This is a genomic window from Alishewanella maricola (genome assembly GCF_016343785.1).
Classification (GTDB): Bacteria; Pseudomonadota; Gammaproteobacteria; order Enterobacterales; family Alteromonadaceae; genus Alishewanella; species Alishewanella maricola.
Window position 1 is genome coordinate 250,513 of the sequence record NZ_JAEINI020000001.1, and the last position, 19,356, is coordinate 269,868.

General features: G+C 48.1%; 20 protein-coding genes. 6 read left to right on the top strand and 14 right to left on the bottom strand.

The genetic code is table 11. The features are described 5' to 3' along the window. Positions 1 to 10: 10 nt before the first annotated feature. A complete protein-coding gene (gene ppa / locus JAO78_RS01250) occupies positions 11 to 538 on the bottom strand; it encodes an inorganic diphosphatase (protein WP_226749535.1) in 528 nt (175 codons plus the stop codon). A gap of 72 nt (positions 539 to 610) precedes the next feature. Beyond that, entirely contained in the window at positions 611 to 1,591 is a 981-nt protein-coding gene (locus JAO78_RS01255) for a class 1 fructose-bisphosphatase (protein ID WP_226749536.1), read from the bottom strand. Positions 1,592 to 1,736: 145 nt separating this feature from the next. Here JAO78_RS01255 and mpl point away from each other — a divergent pair, with 145 nt between their 5' ends. The 5 genes from mpl (at position 1,737) to panP (ending at position 7,199) form a co-directional block, all read left to right on the top strand. Beyond that, positions 1,737 to 3,095 (top strand): UDP-N-acetylmuramate:L-alanyl-gamma-D-glutamyl-meso-diaminopimelate ligase, encoded by a 1,359-nt coding sequence (mpl, locus tag JAO78_RS01260; protein ID WP_226749537.1) that lies wholly within the window; start codon positions 1,737 to 1,739, stop codon positions 3,093 to 3,095. Then, positions 3,095 to 3,715: a flavin prenyltransferase UbiX gene (locus JAO78_RS01265; RefSeq protein ID WP_226749538.1), complete on the top strand. Its 621-nt coding sequence runs from the start codon at positions 3,095 to 3,097 to the stop codon at positions 3,713 to 3,715. The genes mpl and JAO78_RS01265 overlap by 1 nt, the downstream gene beginning before the upstream one ends. A gap of 21 nt (positions 3,716 to 3,736) precedes the next feature. Continuing rightward, a complete protein-coding gene (locus tag JAO78_RS01270; RefSeq protein WP_226749539.1) occupies positions 3,737 to 4,663 on the top strand; it encodes an ABC transporter ATP-binding protein in 927 nt (308 codons plus the stop codon). After that, positions 4,660 to 5,430 (top strand): ABC transporter permease, encoded by a 771-nt coding sequence (locus tag JAO78_RS01275; RefSeq protein ID WP_226749540.1) that lies wholly within the window; start codon positions 4,660 to 4,662, stop codon positions 5,428 to 5,430. The genes JAO78_RS01270 and JAO78_RS01275 overlap by 4 nt, the downstream gene beginning before the upstream one ends. Before the next feature lie 122 nt (positions 5,431 to 5,552). Continuing rightward, a complete protein-coding gene (gene panP / locus JAO78_RS01280) occupies positions 5,553 to 7,199 on the top strand; it encodes a pyridoxal-dependent aspartate 1-decarboxylase PanP (RefSeq protein WP_226749541.1) in 1,647 nt (548 codons plus the stop codon). Positions 7,200 to 7,231: 32 nt separating this feature from the next. Here panP and frdD read toward each other — a convergent pair whose 3' ends face one another. From frdD to dksA, 12 genes are all read right to left on the bottom strand, one after another. After that, positions 7,232 to 7,612 (bottom strand): fumarate reductase subunit FrdD, encoded by a 381-nt coding sequence (gene frdD, locus JAO78_RS01285; RefSeq protein WP_226749542.1) that lies wholly within the window; start codon positions 7,610 to 7,612, stop codon positions 7,232 to 7,234. Next, entirely contained in the window at positions 7,609 to 7,998 is a 390-nt protein-coding gene (locus JAO78_RS01290; protein ID WP_226749543.1) for a succinate dehydrogenase/fumarate reductase transmembrane subunit, read from the bottom strand. Before JAO78_RS01290 ends, frdD begins: the two co-directional genes overlap by 4 nt. A gap of 9 nt (positions 7,999 to 8,007) precedes the next feature. Then, positions 8,008 to 8,721: a succinate dehydrogenase/fumarate reductase iron-sulfur subunit gene (locus JAO78_RS01295; protein ID WP_226749544.1), complete on the bottom strand. Its 714-nt coding sequence runs from the start codon at positions 8,719 to 8,721 to the stop codon at positions 8,008 to 8,010. Next, the gene (frdA, locus tag JAO78_RS01300) at positions 8,721 to 10,496 is read right to left on the bottom strand and encodes a fumarate reductase (quinol) flavoprotein subunit (RefSeq protein ID WP_226749545.1); all 1,776 of its coding nucleotides are present in this window, start codon (positions 10,494 to 10,496) and stop codon (positions 8,721 to 8,723) included. The genes JAO78_RS01295 and frdA overlap by 1 nt, the downstream gene beginning before the upstream one ends. A gap of 27 nt (positions 10,497 to 10,523) precedes the next feature. After that, a complete protein-coding gene (locus JAO78_RS01305; protein ID WP_226749546.1) occupies positions 10,524 to 11,417 on the bottom strand; it encodes a prenyltransferase in 894 nt (297 codons plus the stop codon). Between the two features lie 311 nt (positions 11,418 to 11,728). After that, positions 11,729 to 12,589 (bottom strand): DUF72 domain-containing protein, encoded by an 861-nt coding sequence (locus JAO78_RS01310; RefSeq protein ID WP_500786065.1) that lies wholly within the window; start codon positions 12,587 to 12,589, stop codon positions 11,729 to 11,731. A gap of 3 nt (positions 12,590 to 12,592) precedes the next feature. Continuing rightward, on the bottom strand, positions 12,593 to 13,435 hold the full coding sequence (panC, locus tag JAO78_RS01315) for a pantoate--beta-alanine ligase (protein ID WP_226749548.1): 843 nt from the start codon (positions 13,433 to 13,435) through the stop codon (positions 12,593 to 12,595). Continuing rightward, on the bottom strand, positions 13,436 to 14,230 hold the full coding sequence (gene panB, locus JAO78_RS01320; RefSeq protein WP_226749549.1) for a 3-methyl-2-oxobutanoate hydroxymethyltransferase: 795 nt from the start codon (positions 14,228 to 14,230) through the stop codon (positions 13,436 to 13,438). Positions 14,231 to 14,244: 14 nt separating this feature from the next. After that, positions 14,245 to 14,784, bottom strand: coding sequence for a 2-amino-4-hydroxy-6-hydroxymethyldihydropteridine diphosphokinase (gene folK, locus JAO78_RS01325; RefSeq protein WP_226749550.1), 540 nt, complete (start codon positions 14,782 to 14,784; stop codon positions 14,245 to 14,247). Further along, a complete protein-coding gene (gene pcnB, locus JAO78_RS01330) occupies positions 14,777 to 16,087 on the bottom strand; it encodes a polynucleotide adenylyltransferase PcnB (RefSeq protein WP_255654367.1) in 1,311 nt (436 codons plus the stop codon). Before pcnB ends, folK begins: the two co-directional genes overlap by 8 nt. A 253-nt stretch (positions 16,088 to 16,340) precedes the next feature. Next, positions 16,341 to 17,246, bottom strand: coding sequence for a tRNA glutamyl-Q(34) synthetase GluQRS (gene gluQRS, locus JAO78_RS01335; RefSeq protein ID WP_226749551.1), 906 nt, complete (start codon positions 17,244 to 17,246; stop codon positions 16,341 to 16,343). A gap of 16 nt (positions 17,247 to 17,262) precedes the next feature. Continuing rightward, positions 17,263 to 17,712, bottom strand: a complete 450-nt coding sequence (dksA, locus tag JAO78_RS01340) for an RNA polymerase-binding protein DksA (protein ID WP_226749552.1) — start codon at positions 17,710 to 17,712, stop codon at positions 17,263 to 17,265. A gap of 290 nt (positions 17,713 to 18,002) precedes the next feature. Between dksA and pepB the strand changes: the two genes are divergently transcribed. Beyond that, a complete protein-coding gene (gene pepB / locus JAO78_RS01345) occupies positions 18,003 to 19,310 on the top strand; it encodes an aminopeptidase PepB (RefSeq protein WP_226749553.1) in 1,308 nt (435 codons plus the stop codon). The last annotated feature ends 46 nt before the right edge of the window (positions 19,311 to 19,356 follow it).

Below are 19,356 nucleotides of genomic sequence, written 5' to 3' on the forward strand. Positions count from 1 at the left end.
CGTAATGAGGTTACTTGCTCGCGCGTTCAAATGAGGTCATGATCTCGGCTTTGGCGGCAGCAACATCACCCCAACCTGTTACTTTTACCCACTTACCGCTTTCCAGTTCTTTGTAACGTTCAAAGAAGTGCTGAATTTGTTTTTTCAGCAGTTCAGGCACGTCATTCACATCATGGATATGATCATACAGCTTCGTCAGTTTACTGACTGGAACCGCTAATACTTTGGCATCTTGGCCTGCTTCATCTTCCATATGCAGAACGGCAACCGGACGACACTTGATTACCGCACCTGGTACTAATGGATAAGGTGTTGGCACTAAAACGTCAACTGGGTCCCCATCTAACGATAAGGTTTGGTTAACGAAACCATAGTTACAAGGGTAGAACATCGGGGTCGACATAAAGCGGTCAACCCATACCGTGCCAGTATCTTTATCGACTTCGTATTTAATCGGGTCAGCATTAGCTGGAATTTCAATAATTACGTTAATTTCGTCTGGCAGGTTTTTACCTGCAGCTACATCGCTTAAGCTCATCGCTTGGTCCTCTGGTTAATGGCTGGGCGACATTATAATGACACCCGTAAAATTCGCTATAAGTTATTGGTCTTAGTTGGGCTGCTTAGCATGATAGCTTACACAGGTCTCGACCTCATGTTTTGAGCCTAAAATGACGGCCACACGCTGGTGAATATCGGTGGGCACGATATCCATAATACGTTCATAGCCGGTTGAACTTGCCCCACCGGCTTGCTCTACTAAAAAGCTCATCGGGTTAGCTTCGTACATTAAACGCAGTTTATCGGGCTTGCTCGGGTCTTTGTTATCGCGTGGATACATAAAGATGCCGCCACGGCACAATACGCGATGTACATCACCGACCATCGCGGCGATCCAGCGCATATTAAAGTTTTTACCACGAGGCCCTTCCTTGCCTTTTAGTAAATCGGCCATATATTCCTGCATAGCAGGCTGCCAAAAACGTTGGTTTGACATATTAATTGCAAATTCGGCGGTGTATTTAGGAATAGTCGCCGTGTCTTCGGTTAATAAGAAGCCGCCATAGGTTTTATCCAAGGTGTACAGACGCGTGCCTTTACCGGTCGTTAGCGCTAACATGGTCGACGGACCGTAGAGCACATAACCTGCGGCAACTTGTGCCGTACCGGGTTGTAAAAATTGACTGGCATCATCAGCCTCTTTTGCTGCATCAGCGGGAAGAATTGAGAAAATAGTGCCGAGTAGGCTGTTAATATCGGTGTTAGATGAGCCGTCGAGCGGATCAAACGTGACTAAGTAACGCCCATTAGGGTTACCCGGTACTATGGTGTCTTCTTCTTCAGAGCTAATCGCTTTGACAACACCGGTCTCTAAGATAATTTCTTTGAGTAATTCGTTGGCGATAATATCGAGTTTTTTTTGTGTTTCGCCTTGGACATTTTCGGCCAGGGTTGATCCTAAAACACCGGCCAGTTCACCTTGACTTACCCGAAAGGCAATTTCACGACAGGCAGCGAGAATAGTCTTCAAAAGCGAGATCAGGTCTGGATCCACGCCATCTTGTTGCAGTACGGGGGAGATGCGACGCATTATAGTAGGTCCTTTTCTTATCGGGTCAGAGGTTTGCTGTTAACAGCAATAGTTATTTTAAAGAAGTTTTCCTTAAATTGCAGTTTTCATCGCAGCTTTATCTGCATTTGTTACAATAGCCGGCGATTGTTAAGAGAAAAGATATATGCATATTCATATTTTAGGTATTTGTGGCACCTTTATGGGGGGCATCGCCGCATTAGCGAAAGCCTTGGGACATCACGTCACCGGCTCCGATCTCAATGTTTACCCGCCAATGAGCACGCAACTGCAACAACTTGGCATCAGTTTAACGCAAGGTTACGATCCTGCCCAGTTGGAACCTGCACCTGACTTGGTGATTATTGGTAATGCGCTGTCTCGCGGCAACCCTGCGGTGGAGTATGTATTAGAACACGGCTTAGCTTATAGCTCAGGGCCGCAATGGTTATCCGAGCAACTCTTGCAGCAGCGTTGGGTGATTGCCGTCGCCGGCACGCATGGTAAAACCACTACCGCAAGTATGTTAGCTTGGATCCTCGAGTATGCCGGTTTAAAACCGGGCTTCTTAATTGGTGGTGTGCCACAAAACTTCGATTGCTCTGCCCGTTTAGGCGATGCGCCGTTTTTTGTAATTGAAGCCGACGAATATGACACGGCGTTTTTTGATAAACGCTCGAAGTTTGTGCATTACCGGCCACGCACCTTAGTGATTAACAACCTTGAATATGATCATGCGGATATTTTCCCAGATTTGGCCGCCATTCAACGGCAATTTCATCATCTGTTGCGCACTGTACCGGCTTCAGGTTTAGTGGTGTCGCCGGAAGGTGTACCGGCCGTAGCGCAAACACTCGCCTTAGGTTGCTGGAGTCAACGCGAAGCGTATGGTACCGATTGGCGAGTCGCGTTAACGGAAGCGGATGGTTCGGCATTTCAGGTGTTTTGGCAACAACAGTTGCAAGGTAGCGTCACTTGGCAGCTAACCGGCCAGCATAATGTCGATAACGGTATGATGGCCATTGCCGCGGCTCGCCATGCGGGCGTGCCGGTTGCCGTCAGTATTGAAGCTTTAGCCCGTTTTATTGCGCCGAAGCGCCGTATGGAATTAAAAGGGACACCGGGTAATATTGCTATCTATGATGATTTTGCACATCACCCCACGGCGATTGAAACGACCTTAAAAGGTTTACGTGCCAAAGTGGGCCAGCAACGTATCATAGCCGTACTTGAACCACGCTCGAACACCATGCGACTGGGCGTACATCAAGCCGCGTTACCGCAAGCGTTACTCAGTGCCGATGAAGTGTTACTGTTTGAACCACGCAATGCCGGCTGGTCGATGAGTGAATTGGTTGCGCGGCTTCATGGCCCGGCCAGTGTGAGTTACGATATTGATGAATTATTGACGCGTTTAGTGGCAACCGCTCAACCCGGTGACAGCATTGTCATTATGAGTAATGGCGGCTTCGGCGGGATTCATCAGAAACTACTGACTGCCCTCACAGATAAATGGAACACTTAATGAATCAATCCCCAACAGAAATCACCTTAGCCTTTACCGGTGCATCAGGTGCGCCTTATGGCTGGCGCTTATTAGAATTGTTGTTAAAGCAACAGGTCAAAGTGCACTTGCTGATTTCTAGTGCGGCGCGCGTGGTCTTTGCTACCGAACATGATATTAAGTTACCCGCCGCCGCTGAGCGCTGTGCTGCGCAATTACAGCAACATTTTCAATGTGACGCTGAACTACTCAAGGTGTACGGCAAAGATGACTGGTTTTCACCAGTCGCGTCCGGCTCGGCCGCACCGCGGCAGATGGTGGTGTGTCCCTGCTCAACCGGGAGTCTGTCAGCGATTGCTCAAGGTGCCAGTGATAACTTGATAGAGCGCGCCGCCGATGTCGTTATTAAAGAGGGCGGTAAGTTAATTTTAGTGGTGCGAGAAAGCCCACTCAGTGCCATCCATTTAGAAAACATGTTAAAGCTGAGTCGGCTAGGGGTTTGTATTATGCCTGCCGCACCAGGCTTTTATCATCAACCACAGCAGATCAGCGATTTAGTGGATTTTATGGTAGCACGTATTCTCGACCAGCTGGGTTTGTCGCAGCAATTAGTCGCGCGTTGGGGCTACGGTGGTAACTAAGTATTCAAAGAGGAGTTAACATTGGAAATTGCACTGGATATTTCAGATCTGCATAAAATTTATGGCAGCGGCACGGTGGCGTTGTCAGGCATTGATTTGCAAGTTAAGCAGGGTGATTTCTTTGCCTTACTTGGCCCGAATGGCGCAGGTAAAAGCACCACTATTGGTGTGATCAGTTCGTTGGTGAATAAAACGCAAGGTAAGGTGCGGGTGTTTGGCTTCGATATCGATACACAGTTAGAAGCAGCGAAAAGTTGCTTAGGGTTGGTACCGCAAGAATTTAACTTTAACCAGTTTGAAACGGTGTTACAGATTGTGATCAATCAAGCAGGTTATTATGGCGTACCGAAAACGGTGGCGTTAAAACGCGCCGAAAAGTACCTCGGGCAGCTTGGTTTGTGGGAAAAACGGTCGGCGCCGGCGCGTGAGTTATCCGGTGGTATGAAGCGGCGTTTGATGATAGCGCGAGCGCTAATGCATGAGCCTAAACTATTGATATTAGATGAACCTACCGCTGGCGTGGATATCGAATTACGCCGCTCGATGTGGGAGTTCCTAAAAACCATTAATCAGCAAGGTGTCACCATTATTCTGACCACGCATTATTTAGAAGAAGCCGAAATGCTCTGTCGCAATATTGCCATTATTGATAAAGGCAATATTGTTGAAAACACCACCATGAAGGCATTGCTGGCCAAGCTAGGCAAAGAAACCTTTATATTCGATGTGGCACAGTTGCCTGCAAATTTACAATTAACCGACTTTGTTTGGCGACAGTTGGATGAACAAAGTATTGAAGTGGATGTAGAAAAATCGCAAGGCTTAAACCCTATCTTTAGCCAACTCAGTGCACAAGACGTCAAAGTGCTATCGATGCGCAATAAAGCGAATCGTTTAGAAGAGTTGTTTGTCACTTTAGTAGAGCATGGTCGGGAGGTGGCAGTATGAGAAGCCAGTACTTGATTGCATTACAAAGTATTTTAAATAAAGAAATTACCCGCTTTATGCGGATCTGGGTGCAAACCTTGGTGCCACCCGCCATTACCATGAGTTTGTATTTTGTTATTTTTGGTAGCTTGATTGGCTCACGTATTGGTCAGATGAATGGCTTTAGCTATATGGAGTTTATTGTACCTGGCCTAATTATGATGTCGGTGATCACCAATTCTTACACTAATGTTGCCTCATCGTTTTTTAGTGCGAAGTTTCAACGTAATGTCGAAGAGTTATTAGTTGCGCCAGTGCCAAATTTTATCATCGTGCTGGGTTATATTGGCGGTGGAATGGCGCGTGGCATGTTGGTCGGTTTAATCGTAACCATCTTGTCGTTGTTTTTTGTAACGATCCAAATTCATAATTTGGCGATCATTATTGTTACGGTGATTTTAACGTCTATGCTGTTTGCTTTAGGTGGCTTAATCAACGCGGTGTATGCGAAAACCTTTGATGATATTAGTATCATCCCCACCTTTGTCTTAACGCCATTAACCTATTTGGGTGGGGTGTTTTACTCGTTGTCGTTATTGCCTGGTTTTTGGCAAAAAGTTGCTGCTTTAAATCCAATAGTGTATATGGTTAACGCCTTTCGCTATGGTTTCTTAGGGTATTCAGACGTCAGTCTGTGGTTAGCGCTAGCAGTAGTTTTAGGATTTATTATCGTTTTATTCAGTTATGCCATGTATCTTATTAACAAAGGTATAGGTTTGCGTAGCTAAATACTAAATCCCGGATACAGGGATATGATTTTTGCAGACATTTAATGGTTGCAACCATAACACTCCAGGTTGGTGTATAAACCAACCTAGGGTTAATCGAATGCAGCAAGGTACTGACAGGCATGAATGACCAAACAAAACGCCAAGCAACCGCCTCGGAAGAAGCGTTGTGGCGGATCTTTACTGTACCGGAAGCACCGGACTCGACACTGAGTATTATTGAGCAGAATTTGTCGCAGAATTTGGCTGGTTTTTTAAACGAGAGCATTGTTGCTGTCGAAAAACCGCTATGGCAAATCGAGCGGGATTTTCAGGCATACCAGATCCCAGAACAACCCAGTTTTGTCTCTGACTATACCGAAAGCATTATGCAAAAGCTGGTTGCACACTCTGTGCATACAGCAGCGCCCAGCTTTATTGGCCATATGACGTCAGCCTTACCCTATTTTGTGTTGCCGCTGTCGAAAATGATGGTAGGGCTTAATCAAAACTTGGTGAAGATTGAAACCTCTAAAGCCTTTACGCCATTAGAGCGGCAAGTACTCGGCATGATGCACCATTTAGTGTACGGCGAGCGCGAAGGGTTCTATAAAAAATGGATGCACAGTGCCAATCACTCGCTCGGCGCGTTTTGTTCTGGCGGCACCATTGCCAACATTACCGCATTATGGATTGCGCGTAACAAACTACTGAAAGCTGAGGGTGATTTTAAAGGTATTGCAAAAGAGGGCTTATTCCGCGCGATGCAGCATTACGGTTATCAAGGTTTAGCAATTGTCGTGTCTGAGCGGGGGCATTACTCGTTAGGTAAAGCGGCTGATGTACTTGGCATTGGCCGTGATTCGGTTATTTCGATAAAAACTGACGCGAATAACAAAGCCGATATTACCGAGATGCGCCGGGTGTTGAACGAGCTACAGCAAAAGCAGATTAAAGTGTTAGCGATTGTCGGAGTGGCCGGTGCAACAGAAACCGGTAACGTGGATCCGTTAGATAAATTGGCCGATCTGGCCGCAGAATATCAGTGTCATTTCCATGTTGATGCGGCCTGGGGCGGTGCGACGTTATTTTCGGCTAAGCACCGAACCCTGCTTGCGGGCATAGAGCGCGCCGACTCGGTGACCATTGATGCGCATAAACAAATGTATGTACCAATGGGCGCGGGCATGGTGGTGTTTAAGCATCCGTCTGCGGCGAATGCGATTGAGCATCATGCTGAATATATTTTGCGTAAGGGCTCGAAAGATCTCGGCAGCCAAACCTTAGAAGGGTCTAGGCCGGGCATGGCAATGCTGGTGCACGCGTGTTTGCAAGTGATTGGCTATAAAGGCTATCAGATCTTAATTGAACGCAGTATCGAAAAAGCCAAGTACTTTGCCACGCTGATTAGCCATAATATTGATTTTGAGCTGATCACTGAGCCTGAACTGTGCATTTTGACCTATCGCTATGTTCCCGCGCAGGTGCAAAAAGCGCTGGCGCATGGCACGCCTGAGCAACGCCGCCGTATCAACGAGCTGTTAAATGGTTTAACGCAGTTTATTCAAAAACGGCAGCGGGAAGAGGGGAAATCTTTTGTCTCTCGTACCCGGTTAACTCCTGTGCGCTATGATCGACAAGAAACAATCGTCTTTCGCGTGGTACTGGCGAACCCCCTTACCACAGAAGAGATTCTGCGTGAGGTCTTAGTGGAACAAGATCAGTTGGCGCAATTAGACAAAGACTTTTATCCCAAATTACGCCAATTTGCTGCTGATATCTTAGCTTAATCCTGACTCTGACGCTGCGGCGTCAGGGGGGGTTAGCTTGCACTTAGGCCTAAATACCAAAAATACAGCGCCAGCACACTTAACAAGCTGGCGCTACCATAGCAGAGCACTTTACCCCAGCCGCCCGCTCTGAGCATTAAGTCATGCATACCATGATGCACGCGGTGCATGGCATGAAACAGCGGCAAACACAGCCCTGCGCCCACCAGCACTAAGCCTGCTAATCCCCAATAATCGCTAAAGAGCCACTGGCGTATTTTTGCATAATCTAAAGCGTTTTCCGGTAATAATCCCAAAGGATAGGCAATCGCGAGGGTAAGAATTACCCCTGGGATCAGCACGGCAAAACACACACCGCCGGCACTAAATAAAGCCCACCAAATCGGTTCATCAGAACGGGCCGGTTGCGTCATAGCACACCCCCTAATAACAATGCGAGTAATAACGTCACGCTGAGTGTGCCAAGCCATTGCCCTGCAATCATTAACGGCGCTGGCAAAATGGGTAACACCCGAGGGAACAATTCAAAAAAGGTTTTGGCATGAAACAAACTAGCAAAAAAGGTCAAAAGGTTTAGGCCAATCACCCAAGGGGTGGCCATAAAGGCAAGCCAATTCAACCAGCTTTGTTCGCTATGTTGCAAACTGTACAGGCCGGTTAGCAGGCAACCACAAAAAAACAATAAGGGTAAAACGGTTGCTTCACGCAGCATATAACGTTGATAGTAGCCATGCTTTAACCACCAATTGCGCCGCAGTTGACTCTGATAAGCTTGGTTAACCTGACGGGGTTCTGACATGATGCGCTCCTAAGGTTTAAAGATACCAATCACAAAGTCCGCAGCAGACGCTACTTTACCCTGATTGACGGCAGCGGCCGGATCGAGTTGTTTTGGGCAGACATCCGAGCAAAAGCCGACAAAGGTACATCCCCAGACGCCATTTTTACCGTTAAGCTGCGGCATGCGCTGTGCTTTTCCCTGATCGCGACTATCGAGATTATAACGCTGCGCTAAAGTCAGCGCGGCGGGGCCTAAAAACGCTGGGTTTAAACCAAATTGCGGACAAGCGGAATAACATAAACCACAATTAATGCAGTTGGAAAACTGAGCATACTTCGCCAGCTGTTTTGGTGTTTGCTGATGCGGCTGTAAGTGGGTGTCGTGGTTAATGAGGTAAGGTTTGACTGCCTGCAAATGGGTTAAAAACACTGACATATCAGAAATCAGATCTTTTTCGGTGGCAAAGTGTGCTAAGGCTTCCAGCGTGATGTCATCTTTATAATCACGCAGAAACGTTTTACAGCCAAGCTTCGGTATGCCATTGACCATCACGCCACAGGAGCCACAAATAGCCATGCGGCAAGACCATCGAAAAGCCAGCGTTGGATCCAGTTGCTGCTGAATATACAACAATGCATCGAGCACCGAAGTGCTGTCATCGCAGGGTACAGTGAAATGCTGCGGATGCGGTTTGTGATCTTGCTCTGGGTTGTAGCGTTGAATCACCAGTGTTTTCTGCATTAACGCTGCTCCTGTTGGCTAGGCTCTGCACCATAACGTCTGACCGCCGGTTTGCTCTGAGTGATACGTACGGACTGATAATGAATACTGGCGGCACCTTGCTCGGTTAACTGGGCTAGGCTATGTTGTAGGAAGCGCTCATCATCACGCTGTTGCATACCTTCATCGATCCGCTGATGAGCGCCTCGAGACTCTTGCCGTGCCAATGCACTGCTGACCATAGCGTTGGCCACATCTAAGCCGAAGCCCAGCTCATAATGTTGAATTAACTCAGTATTAAAGACCTTACTGTGGTCGCTGACGAACACCTGTTGATAACGTTGCTGCAAGTGCGCCAGAGTAGCTAAACATTGTTGCATACCCGCAGTATCACGATAGATGCCACAACCTTGTTCCATTGCCAGTGTCATCTCATGGCGAATTGCGGCGACACTGTCGGCGCTTTTTACGCCGAGTTTGGCTTGTAACTGTTGCTGTTGCTGCTGGCAGTACTGATCCAGTTTAGTGCGAGCAGCGGCCTTTGCCGTTTTAGCAAAGCTGGCCGCTTGCTTACCGGCAACATGGCCAAACACCAGTAATTCGCTTAAAGAGTTAGATCCCAAGCGGTTGGCCCCGTGCAGCCCCACAGAGGCACATTCGCCGACGGCAAATAAACCGGCGATACTGGTTTGGCATTGGGCATCAGTTAAAATACCCCCCATGGTGTAGTGCACGGCCGGTCTGATCGGTATTAAGGCTTTTGCGGGATCGACATTGACATAAGCCTTAGCTAATTCACAAATAAAGGGCAGTCGTTGTTGCAGATGGCGTTCGCCTAAATGGCGCAAATCTAAATAGACAACCGCATGCCCCTGACAATCACCCGTTCGGCCCTGCTGCTGTTCGTGCCAAAAGGCTTGCGATAATTTATCGCGCGGGCCCAGCTCCATGCATTTATTTTCCGGCTTACCCAGCGGAGTTTGAGGGCCTAGGCCATAATCCTGCAGGTAACGGTAGCCGTCACGATTGAGTAAAATGCCACCTTCACCACGGCATGCCTCGGTAATTAAGATGCCAGAGCCGGGCAAACCGGTTGGATGGTATTGCACAAACTCCATATCGCGCAGCGCGACACCATGCCGATAGGCCAGTGCCATACCATCACCCGTAACAATGCCACCATTGGTGTTGTGGTGAAATACTCGGCCAGCGCCCCCTGTTGCCAGAATGACGCTTTTGGCATGGATCTGATACAGTTCGCCCGTGTTGAGTTGTATGGCAAGTACACCAACTATCTGTTGCTCATGTACTAATAAATCTAAAACAAAAAACTCATCTAAACGCTGAATATTCGGGTATTTAAAAGATGTTTGAAACAACGTATGTAAAATATGAAAACCGGTTTTATCTGCGGCGAACCAAGTTCGCTCGGTTTTCATGCCGCCAAAGCGTCTGACTTGAATACTGCCATCCTCGCGTCGGCTCCAAGGGCACCCCCAATGTTCTAAATTAACTAATTCTTCATAGGCATGTTGCACAAAATACTCAACCACATCTTGGTCTGCTAACCAATCGCCACCCGTAACAGTGTCCTCAAAGTGACCTTGCATACTGTCTTGCGCCAAGGTTACTGCGGCGGCACCTCCTTCGGCAGCAACGGTATGTGATCGCATGGGATACACTTTAGATAACAGGGTGATTCGACAAGCCGGGTCGGCTTCTGCTGCAGCGATCGCCGCTCTTAACCCCGCGCCACCCCCACCTATGATGGCGATATCCGTTTCTAGTACCTGCATCTAAAATCCTTAAAAGTGTGCGAGTGTTTAAACTGCCGCCCAAGCGAGGCCGGCACAAAGTAACAAGGGATACACATGGCAAAGTATGACGTTTATCCCAAGAAAGGGGCTAAGTTCGGTCGGTTGGTCGGCATACTTAAAAATGCCCGGCAGTAACTTCAGCAATAAGGGTAAACTGAGTAAGCCTAGCAAGGTTTGCCAGGGTAGTAATTGCATAACAACGGCTATGATCAATAAGCCATAACTGGCTAGCAATAAAGCAGTAAACACCATGGCACTGCGTCGGCGACCAATAACGATGGGCAGATGGTTTCGGCCGACTTGACGATCCGCTTCAACATCTGGAAATTGATTTAGTAGCAGTAAATTACTGACTAACAAACTGATAATCATCGCCAGTACCCAAGCACCGGCGGTTAAGCCCCCAGCAAACACCCAAAAGGCGCCCAGTGTCATCAGTAAGCCAAAGCCAAAACCGGGTGCCAATAAGCAGGCTAATGCGTTTTTATTCAAATGCTGAGTATAAGCATAAATAATCAGCACACCGGGGATACCAATCAACAGTAATTGCCAGTTTTGCTGAAAGCTCAGATAAAGACCGGCAAAAATGACCACACATAACGAAATAATCGCCAGTTTCAGCGCAATACTACTGGCTTCAGGGTGGTTTACTAAGGTACCACTGCCACCACTAAATGGCGTTCGCTGGGTTAAAAAATCGAGCCCCGATTTAAAATCAAAGTATTCATTAAAGGCATTGACGCTGATATGAGCACTGAGCGCAATTAAGGTCACCAGTAGGTAGTTTTGCCATGTTGACATGGCCACCATTTGCCAGCCTGCCGTAGCAGCCAGTAACACACACACTAGCGTTAAAGTAAGAAAGTTTGCGCGACTGACGCCGAAAAGTACTGCAAACAAGATCATATCCTTATGTTGTTTAATAAATACGATACGCTAAGGCTATGCTTATTGAGTATGGCGGCAAGTTAGTAATGGCTTTTACCCGCTGTAGCCGACACAACACTCATACAGCTCAGCAGCATCGAGTAAAGCTTGTCAGGCGTTAGCTGCGGCATAATGCTTAACATCAACTCTGTTATAGTACAGGTATTGCGTTAACAGCGGTTTGATCTACATTATGCTTGCGTTGTTTTGTGGCAAAACCAGTGCAAGCCAGAGAGTGAGCTTATTTAAAGGTTAGGAAGAGTTATCAGTAAAAGCAAATAGCGCTACCATAAGGCTAATTGATCGCGCTGCTCGCCTGGCCAGGGGGCAAGTACTGCGTGTTGGAGCTCAGGCAGTTGATGTTGTAAATCACGGGTAAATTGCCGAGCTAACGCAGGTGCCCCCTGATTGTCAGGGGTATGGAAATAGCAATAGGGTGTTTTACCTGCACGCAGCCAGCTGGCAATTTTAGTTAGCCAAGGTTGATAATAATGCTGGTTAATACTGGTGTCAGCACAACCAATAAAGCGCATCACGGGTGTTTCAGTTAAACAAATGGCATGCACCGGTAAGCGTGGTTTCTTTTGCTGTGCATCCAGCAGTGCAGGGCTATTAGCGGGAACGGAAAATAGCGCTCGGCTATCTAACACTACGCGCTCGGTTTGATAGTGGCTCAGTAGGCGATTTAACTGCACTTCTGCTTCGCCTTTGTCAAAAAAAGCGGGATGGCGAACCTCAACACAAATGGGGGTTAACGGCCTTAAGATATCCAGTTGTTGCGTCAGCCAGTCGAGATTAGCTGGGCCTGTGCTAGCAGGCAGTTGTAAATGGACCATACCTAGTAAAGGATGAAGCGGGCTGAGCAATTGCCACCAGGCTTGCAGTTCAGCGGTATTATCACTGTGTAACTGATGTGACAGCCGCGAAGGGACTTTTAATTGTAAGCGAAAGTCTGCAGGTAACAGCGAGGCCCAGCGTGCTATTGTTTTGGCATCTGGATCGGCATAAAAACTGGTATTGCCTTCCACCGTGTTAAACACGGCGGCATATTGGGCTAAAAAAGCGTGTTGGGGCGTTTCATCAGGGTACAGGCTGCCTTTCCACTGCGGATTGGCCCACATGGGGCAGCCCAAATACAACTGCACTGCTTAAACTTCCAGATTATCAATCAATCGGGTCGTGCCAAGCGCTGCAGCCGCTAAGATCACTTTCGGCTCGGTGGCGTGCTCTGCCAGTGCCAAGGTGTGTTGATGGCTAATATCAAAATAATCAGGACGAAAACCCGCTTCAGTTAAGTCGGCTTTGGCTTGGCGCTCAAGTGCCCGATAATCATGCTGGCCGGCCAAGATGGCCGCTTTTACTTGCTGTAAAATCTGATATAGCGCCGGCGCTTGCTGGCGCTGGCTTGCGCTTAAATAGCCGTTTCGCGAACTTAAGGCTAAGCCATCGGCAGCGCGCTCAGTAGGCACACCAATGATTCGAATAGGAAAAGACAAGTCGGTGACCATTTGCCGGATAATCGCCAGCTGTTGATAGTCTTTTTGACCAAAACAAGCGACATCGGGTTGCACTAAATTAAATAGCTTACTGACGACGGTACTGACACCGCGAAAATGCCCGGCACGGCTGGCGCCACAATGCAGATCGCCGAGTAAAGGCACTTCAACATAACTTTGTACGTCTAAACCGCGAGGGTACATGATCTCAGGAGTGGGGGTAAACAAAGCGGCGGCGCCGTGCTGTGTTAAACCAGCAATATCATCCTCTAAAGTGCGAGGATAGCTGGCCAAATCTTCGTTTTTACCAAACTGCATGGGATTAACAAAGATGCTGCAGATCACTTGATCGGCTTGTTGCTTCGCAACATCAACTAATTTTAGATGGCCAGCATGCAGATTACCCATCGTCGGCACAAAAGCGATGCTTTGTCCCGCTTGTCGCCAGCGCAGAATTTGGCTGCGCAGCTCATTAACAGATTGCAGAATATTCATTTAATTAAAACTGTGCTCTTGGCTTGGAAAAACGCCGGATTTGACTTCACTGACATAGCTGGCAATGGCGCTGCGGATCTCGCCCGTTTGGGCTAAATAATTTTTAGAAAATTTCGGGATGTAACCACTGCTAATACCTAAGAGATCATGCATCACCAGCACTTGGCCATCGGTAACATTACCGGCTCCAATGCCAATTACCGGGATAGTCAGAGCTGCGGTGATCCGCTGTGCCAGTGGTGTTGGAATGCACTCCAGTACTAATAATTGTGCCCCTGCAGCTTCTAAGGCTAAAGCTTGACGCAGCATGGCATCGGCTTTCTCTGCCGTTTTACCCTGTACTTTATACCCTCCCAAAATATGTACAGATTGCGGTGTTAGCCCTAAGTGACCACACACCGGTACTCCGCGCTCAGTTAAGGCGGTAATGGTGGGTAATAAAAAGTCACCGCCCTCTAGCTTGACCATATTCGCGCCTGCTTGCATCAAGGGTACAACGCTTTGCAACGCTTGCTCGGTACTGCCGTAACTCATAAAAGGCATATCAGCGATAACGAAAGCTTCTGGCGCACCTGCACGCACAGCGCGAGTATGGTAAGCGATATCTTGGACAGTCACAGGCAGGGTATCGCTATGGCCTTGTAACACCATACCGAGAGAATCACCTATCAGCAGAACATCAACGCCTTGCTCAGCAAACAGTTTAGCAAAGCTAGCATCGTAAGCGGTCAACATGCTGATTTTATCGGCTTGTTGTTTCATTTTTTGTAAGACTGCGGTGGTTATCTTCGCCATATCATCGTATCCGACTAATTGTCTGAGGGTGCACCTTCGCACAAAGTACCTTGAGCGGCAAGTTGCAGCGGTTGCAAGCCATTTAACGGCACGGCGCTAAGCCATTGCGATAGGGCAGTGCCGTCGGGTAATACTAAGTTCGGCGCAATCTCTGCTAATGGGTACAGCACAAATTCGCGTTTTGTCATACCGTAATGCGGCACGGTTAGGTTGGGGGTATCAATCTGCTGTTGCCCGAATAATAATATATCCAGATCGAGAGTGCGCGGCCCCCAGCGTTCGGCTTTACGCTGCCGACCTTGTTCCAGCTCAATCTGTTGCAAAGCCTGCAGTAATTGCTGTGCACTAAGTTCGGTATTTAAGGCCGCCACCGCATTGACATAGTCAGGCTGGTCTTGCGGCCCCATCGGCTTAGAACTGTAAAAACGCGATACGTGCAACAGTTGGCAAGCAGGCAGTTGCGCTAATGCTGCTACCGCTCGCTGTAACTGGGCGACGGGCTCTGTGAGATTCGCTCCCAAGCCGATATAGCATAATTCTGTCTGCTTAATCATGGCTCGGTTTACGTTTGTAATTACGCCGACGCTTCGGTCTTTCTTGTCCTGCGCGGCCCAATTGCTGAATTAACTCTAATCGATTCGCTTCGTCGGTAAACTGAAATTGTTCCCACCACTGCGCTAATTCAGGCAAATCGCCGCCCTCGGCCGCTGCTCGCAGTACCAGAAAATCATAGGCACCACGAAACTTGGTTTGTTCCATAAGCTTGTAAGCACGTCGACCTGCGCGCTTCGTCAGGCGACCTTGTAACAGCCAGATGTCACGCATGGCTAGGCTAAAGCGTTTAGGAATGGCAATATTGCGCTGCACATCATCCAATATTTCGGTCATGGCGATACTAAAAGCGTCGTTCTCGTTTAAACCGCTTTCAATGAGTAAAGTTTGAGCGCGTACTTCAACCGGGTACCAGAGTAATGCTGCAAAAATAAAGGCGGGAGTCACCGGTTTATCTTGCGCTACACGTTGATCCGTATCTTGTAACGCTCGGGTGATCAGCTGAAAGGCTTTGCCTTCAGGCTCTTGTTTCAGCAGTTTTTCTAACTGTGGCAACAATTGCTTCAGCACTTTTAATTCACGCATCAGCATGAAGTTATCGAAACCTTTTCCGGCTAACCACATTTTTACCAGTTCATCAAACAAGCGTGGTGCCGGAATGTTTTTCAGCAATACCGCTAATTGCGGGATCGGCGCAGCCGTCTTCGCCGCCAATTGCATATTCAGTTTGGTGGCAAAACGTATGGCGCGTAAAATTCGCACCGGATCTTCACGGTAACGAACGTCTGGATCGCCAATTAATTCGATATTGCGATTAGCGATGCTTTGCATGCCCTCGGCAAAATCGTAAATAGTAAAATCTTTGATCGAGTAATACAGCGCGTTAACAGTGAAGTCACGACGTTCAGCATCTTCTTCGATGGTGCCATAGACATTATCCCGCAGGATCTGCCCATGATCGCTTAAGCTTGCGATTTTGTTGACATTTTCATCGTCTTCGGCACCGCTATGGTGGCCACGAAACGTTGCTACTTCGATGACTTCACGGCCAAAAACCACATGCGCTAAGCGAAAGCGGCGGCCAATTAAGCGGCAGTTACGAAAGACCTGTTTAATTTCTTCTGGGCGAGCATTGGTTACCACATCAAAATCTTTTGGTTTTAAACCAATCAATAAATCGCGGATACACCCGCCAACCAAATATGCCTCAAAGCCAGCGTCTTTTAGACGATAAAGTACCTTCAGCGCATTCGGGCTGATGTCTTTGCGAGAAATCGAGTGTTGATCACGGCCAATAACCCGCATCGGCGGTAAGCTAGAGACGGCAGTTTTTGCAACGGCAGCCACTGGCTCGGTCGTTACGGTTTCGGTATTTTTTGCGCCAAGGGTACGACGGCAAAAGTCAATCACGCGCGAAATAATGGTGTTTCTCCTCAATGGAAACGAACGGGCTGTTTTGAGCCGAAAAAACCGGCGTATCATACCTGAATCTGCAGAAAATGAGAATGCAAGGCAACACTCTCTGTATTTTAATTACGCTGAGTGAATGTCGCGCAAATTACGCAAAATCTGCACAGCGAATTTCGAGTTGTTTTGGTACTTTCGCCAGCTGCCAGTGCTGGGTAGCCCAAGCAAGTATTTCCGTTACTGGCGCTTGCCGCAGTTCATCAGGCGGGGCATGGCCTAGCAAACGTAATGCCGCCGTTAAACTGTGATGATTTGGCCAATGAGCGAGGGCGCTTGCATGGTTTTGTTTACTCAGTTTTTGCCCCGGCGCGGTAACGGCTAGGGGTAAATGGCCGTAAAGTGGCGCGGTTTGCCCCAGCAATTGAAACAAATGTTGTTGCCTGGGAGTCATACTGAGTAAATCGGCCCCTCGGATCACTTCGCTGACCTGTTGATCCTGATCATCAATCACCACCACCAGTTGATAACTAAATAACCCATCACGGCGCTTAACGATATAATCTTCTGCAGCTAAGGCGGCATCGATACGCTGGTTACCAAACACCTGATCATGGAAATGACAATCCACATCTGCCGCACGCAGACGCCAGGCTAAAGGCGGTGTCGTCAATTGTTTAGCGGCACAGCGCCCGTTATAGAGGCCGCCGGCGGCTTGGATTGCTTTGCGTGAACATTGGCAACCGTACAACAAGCCTTGTTGCTGGAGTTGATTAAATACGTCTTGATAGCGATCCAACCGTTGGCTTTGATAAATAACCGGGCCATCCCAGCATAAACCAAAGCTTTCTAGGGTGCGCATAATGTCGCTATCGGCATTGGCTTGCATGCGAGGCGTATCAATATCTTCGATACGTAACAGCCATTGGCCGTGCTGACTTTTTGCTTGAAGATAACTACCAACAGCCGCCACAAGTGAGCCAAAATGTAATGGCCCCGAGGGGGAGGGAGCAAAACGGCCGCGATAACCGGCCGTTTGCGTTGCAAGATGCACTGACACTGAGGTTGCCGCAGCGTTAACCGCCGAGTTGCTTCTCTTTGATTTCAGCCAGCGTCTTACAATCAATACATTGATCAGCAGTAGGACGTGCTTCTAACCGTTTTATACCGATTTCGATACCGCAGGTATCACAGAAACCAAAGTCGTCATTTTCAATCTTTTGTAACGTTTTTTCAATTTTCTTCAGCAACTTACGTTCACGATCCCGTGCGCGTAATTCTAAACTGAATTCTTCTTCTTGAGCTGCACGATCCACTGGATCAGGAAAATTGGCTGCTTCATCAGCCATATGTGTTTTAGTGCGATCCACTTCTTCACGAAGTTGTTGGCGCCATGCATCCAGAATTTTCCGGAAATGTTCCAACTGCTTCGGGTTCATGTACTCTTCCCCGACCGCTGCTTCATAGGGAACTACGCCCGCTAGCGCTAATAGCCCAAGGGATTTATTGTTATTGCCTACTGGCATGATTCTCTCCTGTACAATCCCACCAAGCCAAAAAGCTGGCGGCTATAGATAGCAGAATATCACCGCTACCGCAATCACTAATAAAAAACCGCGGAAGTATACAGACAGACCGCCTTGCCGTCACTTATTTTCGATAAGTCTGCATTGACTTTCGCTCAAGTGAGTAATAATAAACACTTATTTTGCGTTATTTGTTAAGCGCACTGCCGTTAGCAAAGTACTGCAGTGTGCTACAATACGCCATCAGCCAGCAGATGGCTTACTTTGCCCTTTTATTTTCGGAGCTAAGAATGAATTCAAACAGTTCAGTACTTCACATCAGTTTGCAACAGCAACCCGCCGCGGCCCAGTTTGGCGCTAATGCGTTAATTAGCCCCAGTGAGCAAGGTTATCAAATTCATCTTAGCGCAGGTCAAGAGCGCCGTAACGTGCAAAGAGCCGCTCGGATGCTTGATGGCTTAGGTGTAACGTCGTTGCAATTAAGCGGTGAGTGGCCGCTGGAATTACAGTGGGCATTTTATCAAGGTTTTGTGAATGCCAAGCGCCAAGGTGGCGTGCACTTTACCGGTGATAGCGCCACAGTCACACGGTTAGAGCAACAAGCGCGTTGTTTTCAGTTTGCTAAAGCGTTAATTAATCAAACCCCTGAGCAATTATCACCAGAGAAGTTAGCCGCACAAGCCGCTGCCTTTATTGAAGAAGTGGCTGGCACTGCTAAAGTGAGCTATCGCGTGATCAGTGGTGAGCAATTAGTCAGCGAAGGCTGGCATGGTATTTATCAAGTAGGTCGCGGTAGCGTGCGAGCGCCCGCAATGTTAGAACTGGATTTTAACCCCAGCGGTAAAGCGGATACTCCGGTGGCGGCTGCCTTGGTCGGTAAAGGTATTACCTTTGACAGTGGTGGTTATTCGATCAAAGCGACCGAAGGCATGTTGCACATGAAATGTGATATGGGCGGTGCCGCTACGGTGACCGCGGCGTTAGCCTTGGCTATTTTGCAGGGCTTAACCCAGCGGGTTAAACTGATTTTGTGCTGTGCTGAAAACTTGATCAGTGGTCATGCTTACAAATTGGGCGATATTATTACTTATAAAAATGGCACCACAGTCGAAATTGTTAATACCGATGCTGAAGGGCGTTTAGTCTTGGCCGATGGCTTACAAATGGCAGCGGAAAGTGGTGCGCCGTTAATTATTGATGCGGCGACGTTAACCGGTGCAGCCGTAACGGCGGTTGGCTCAGAATACAATGCCCTGTTTGCATTAGATAAACCCTTAGCACAACGCGCGCTAAGTTATGCCGAGCAGCAACAAGAGTTACTGTGGCAACTGCCTTTAGAGCCTTGGCATCAGCAACAGTGTCCGTCGGCCTTTGCCGATACCGCTAACAGCCGGCCAGTAAAAGGCGGTGGCGCCGGTGGTGCCAGTAATGCAGCCGGTTTCTTAAGTCGCTTTGTGCCAAATAATGGCCAAGGTTGGTTGCACTTTGATTTAGCGGCAGCCTATCGTGATAGCGCTAATGGCTTTTTAGCCGTGGGTGCAACGGGTCAAGGGATCCGCACAATCGCGGCTATGTTGTTACATGAATTATCGGCGTAATTTAACTTGTCACCCTGGCCGCATTTCTGCGATCCGTGCTGAGTAG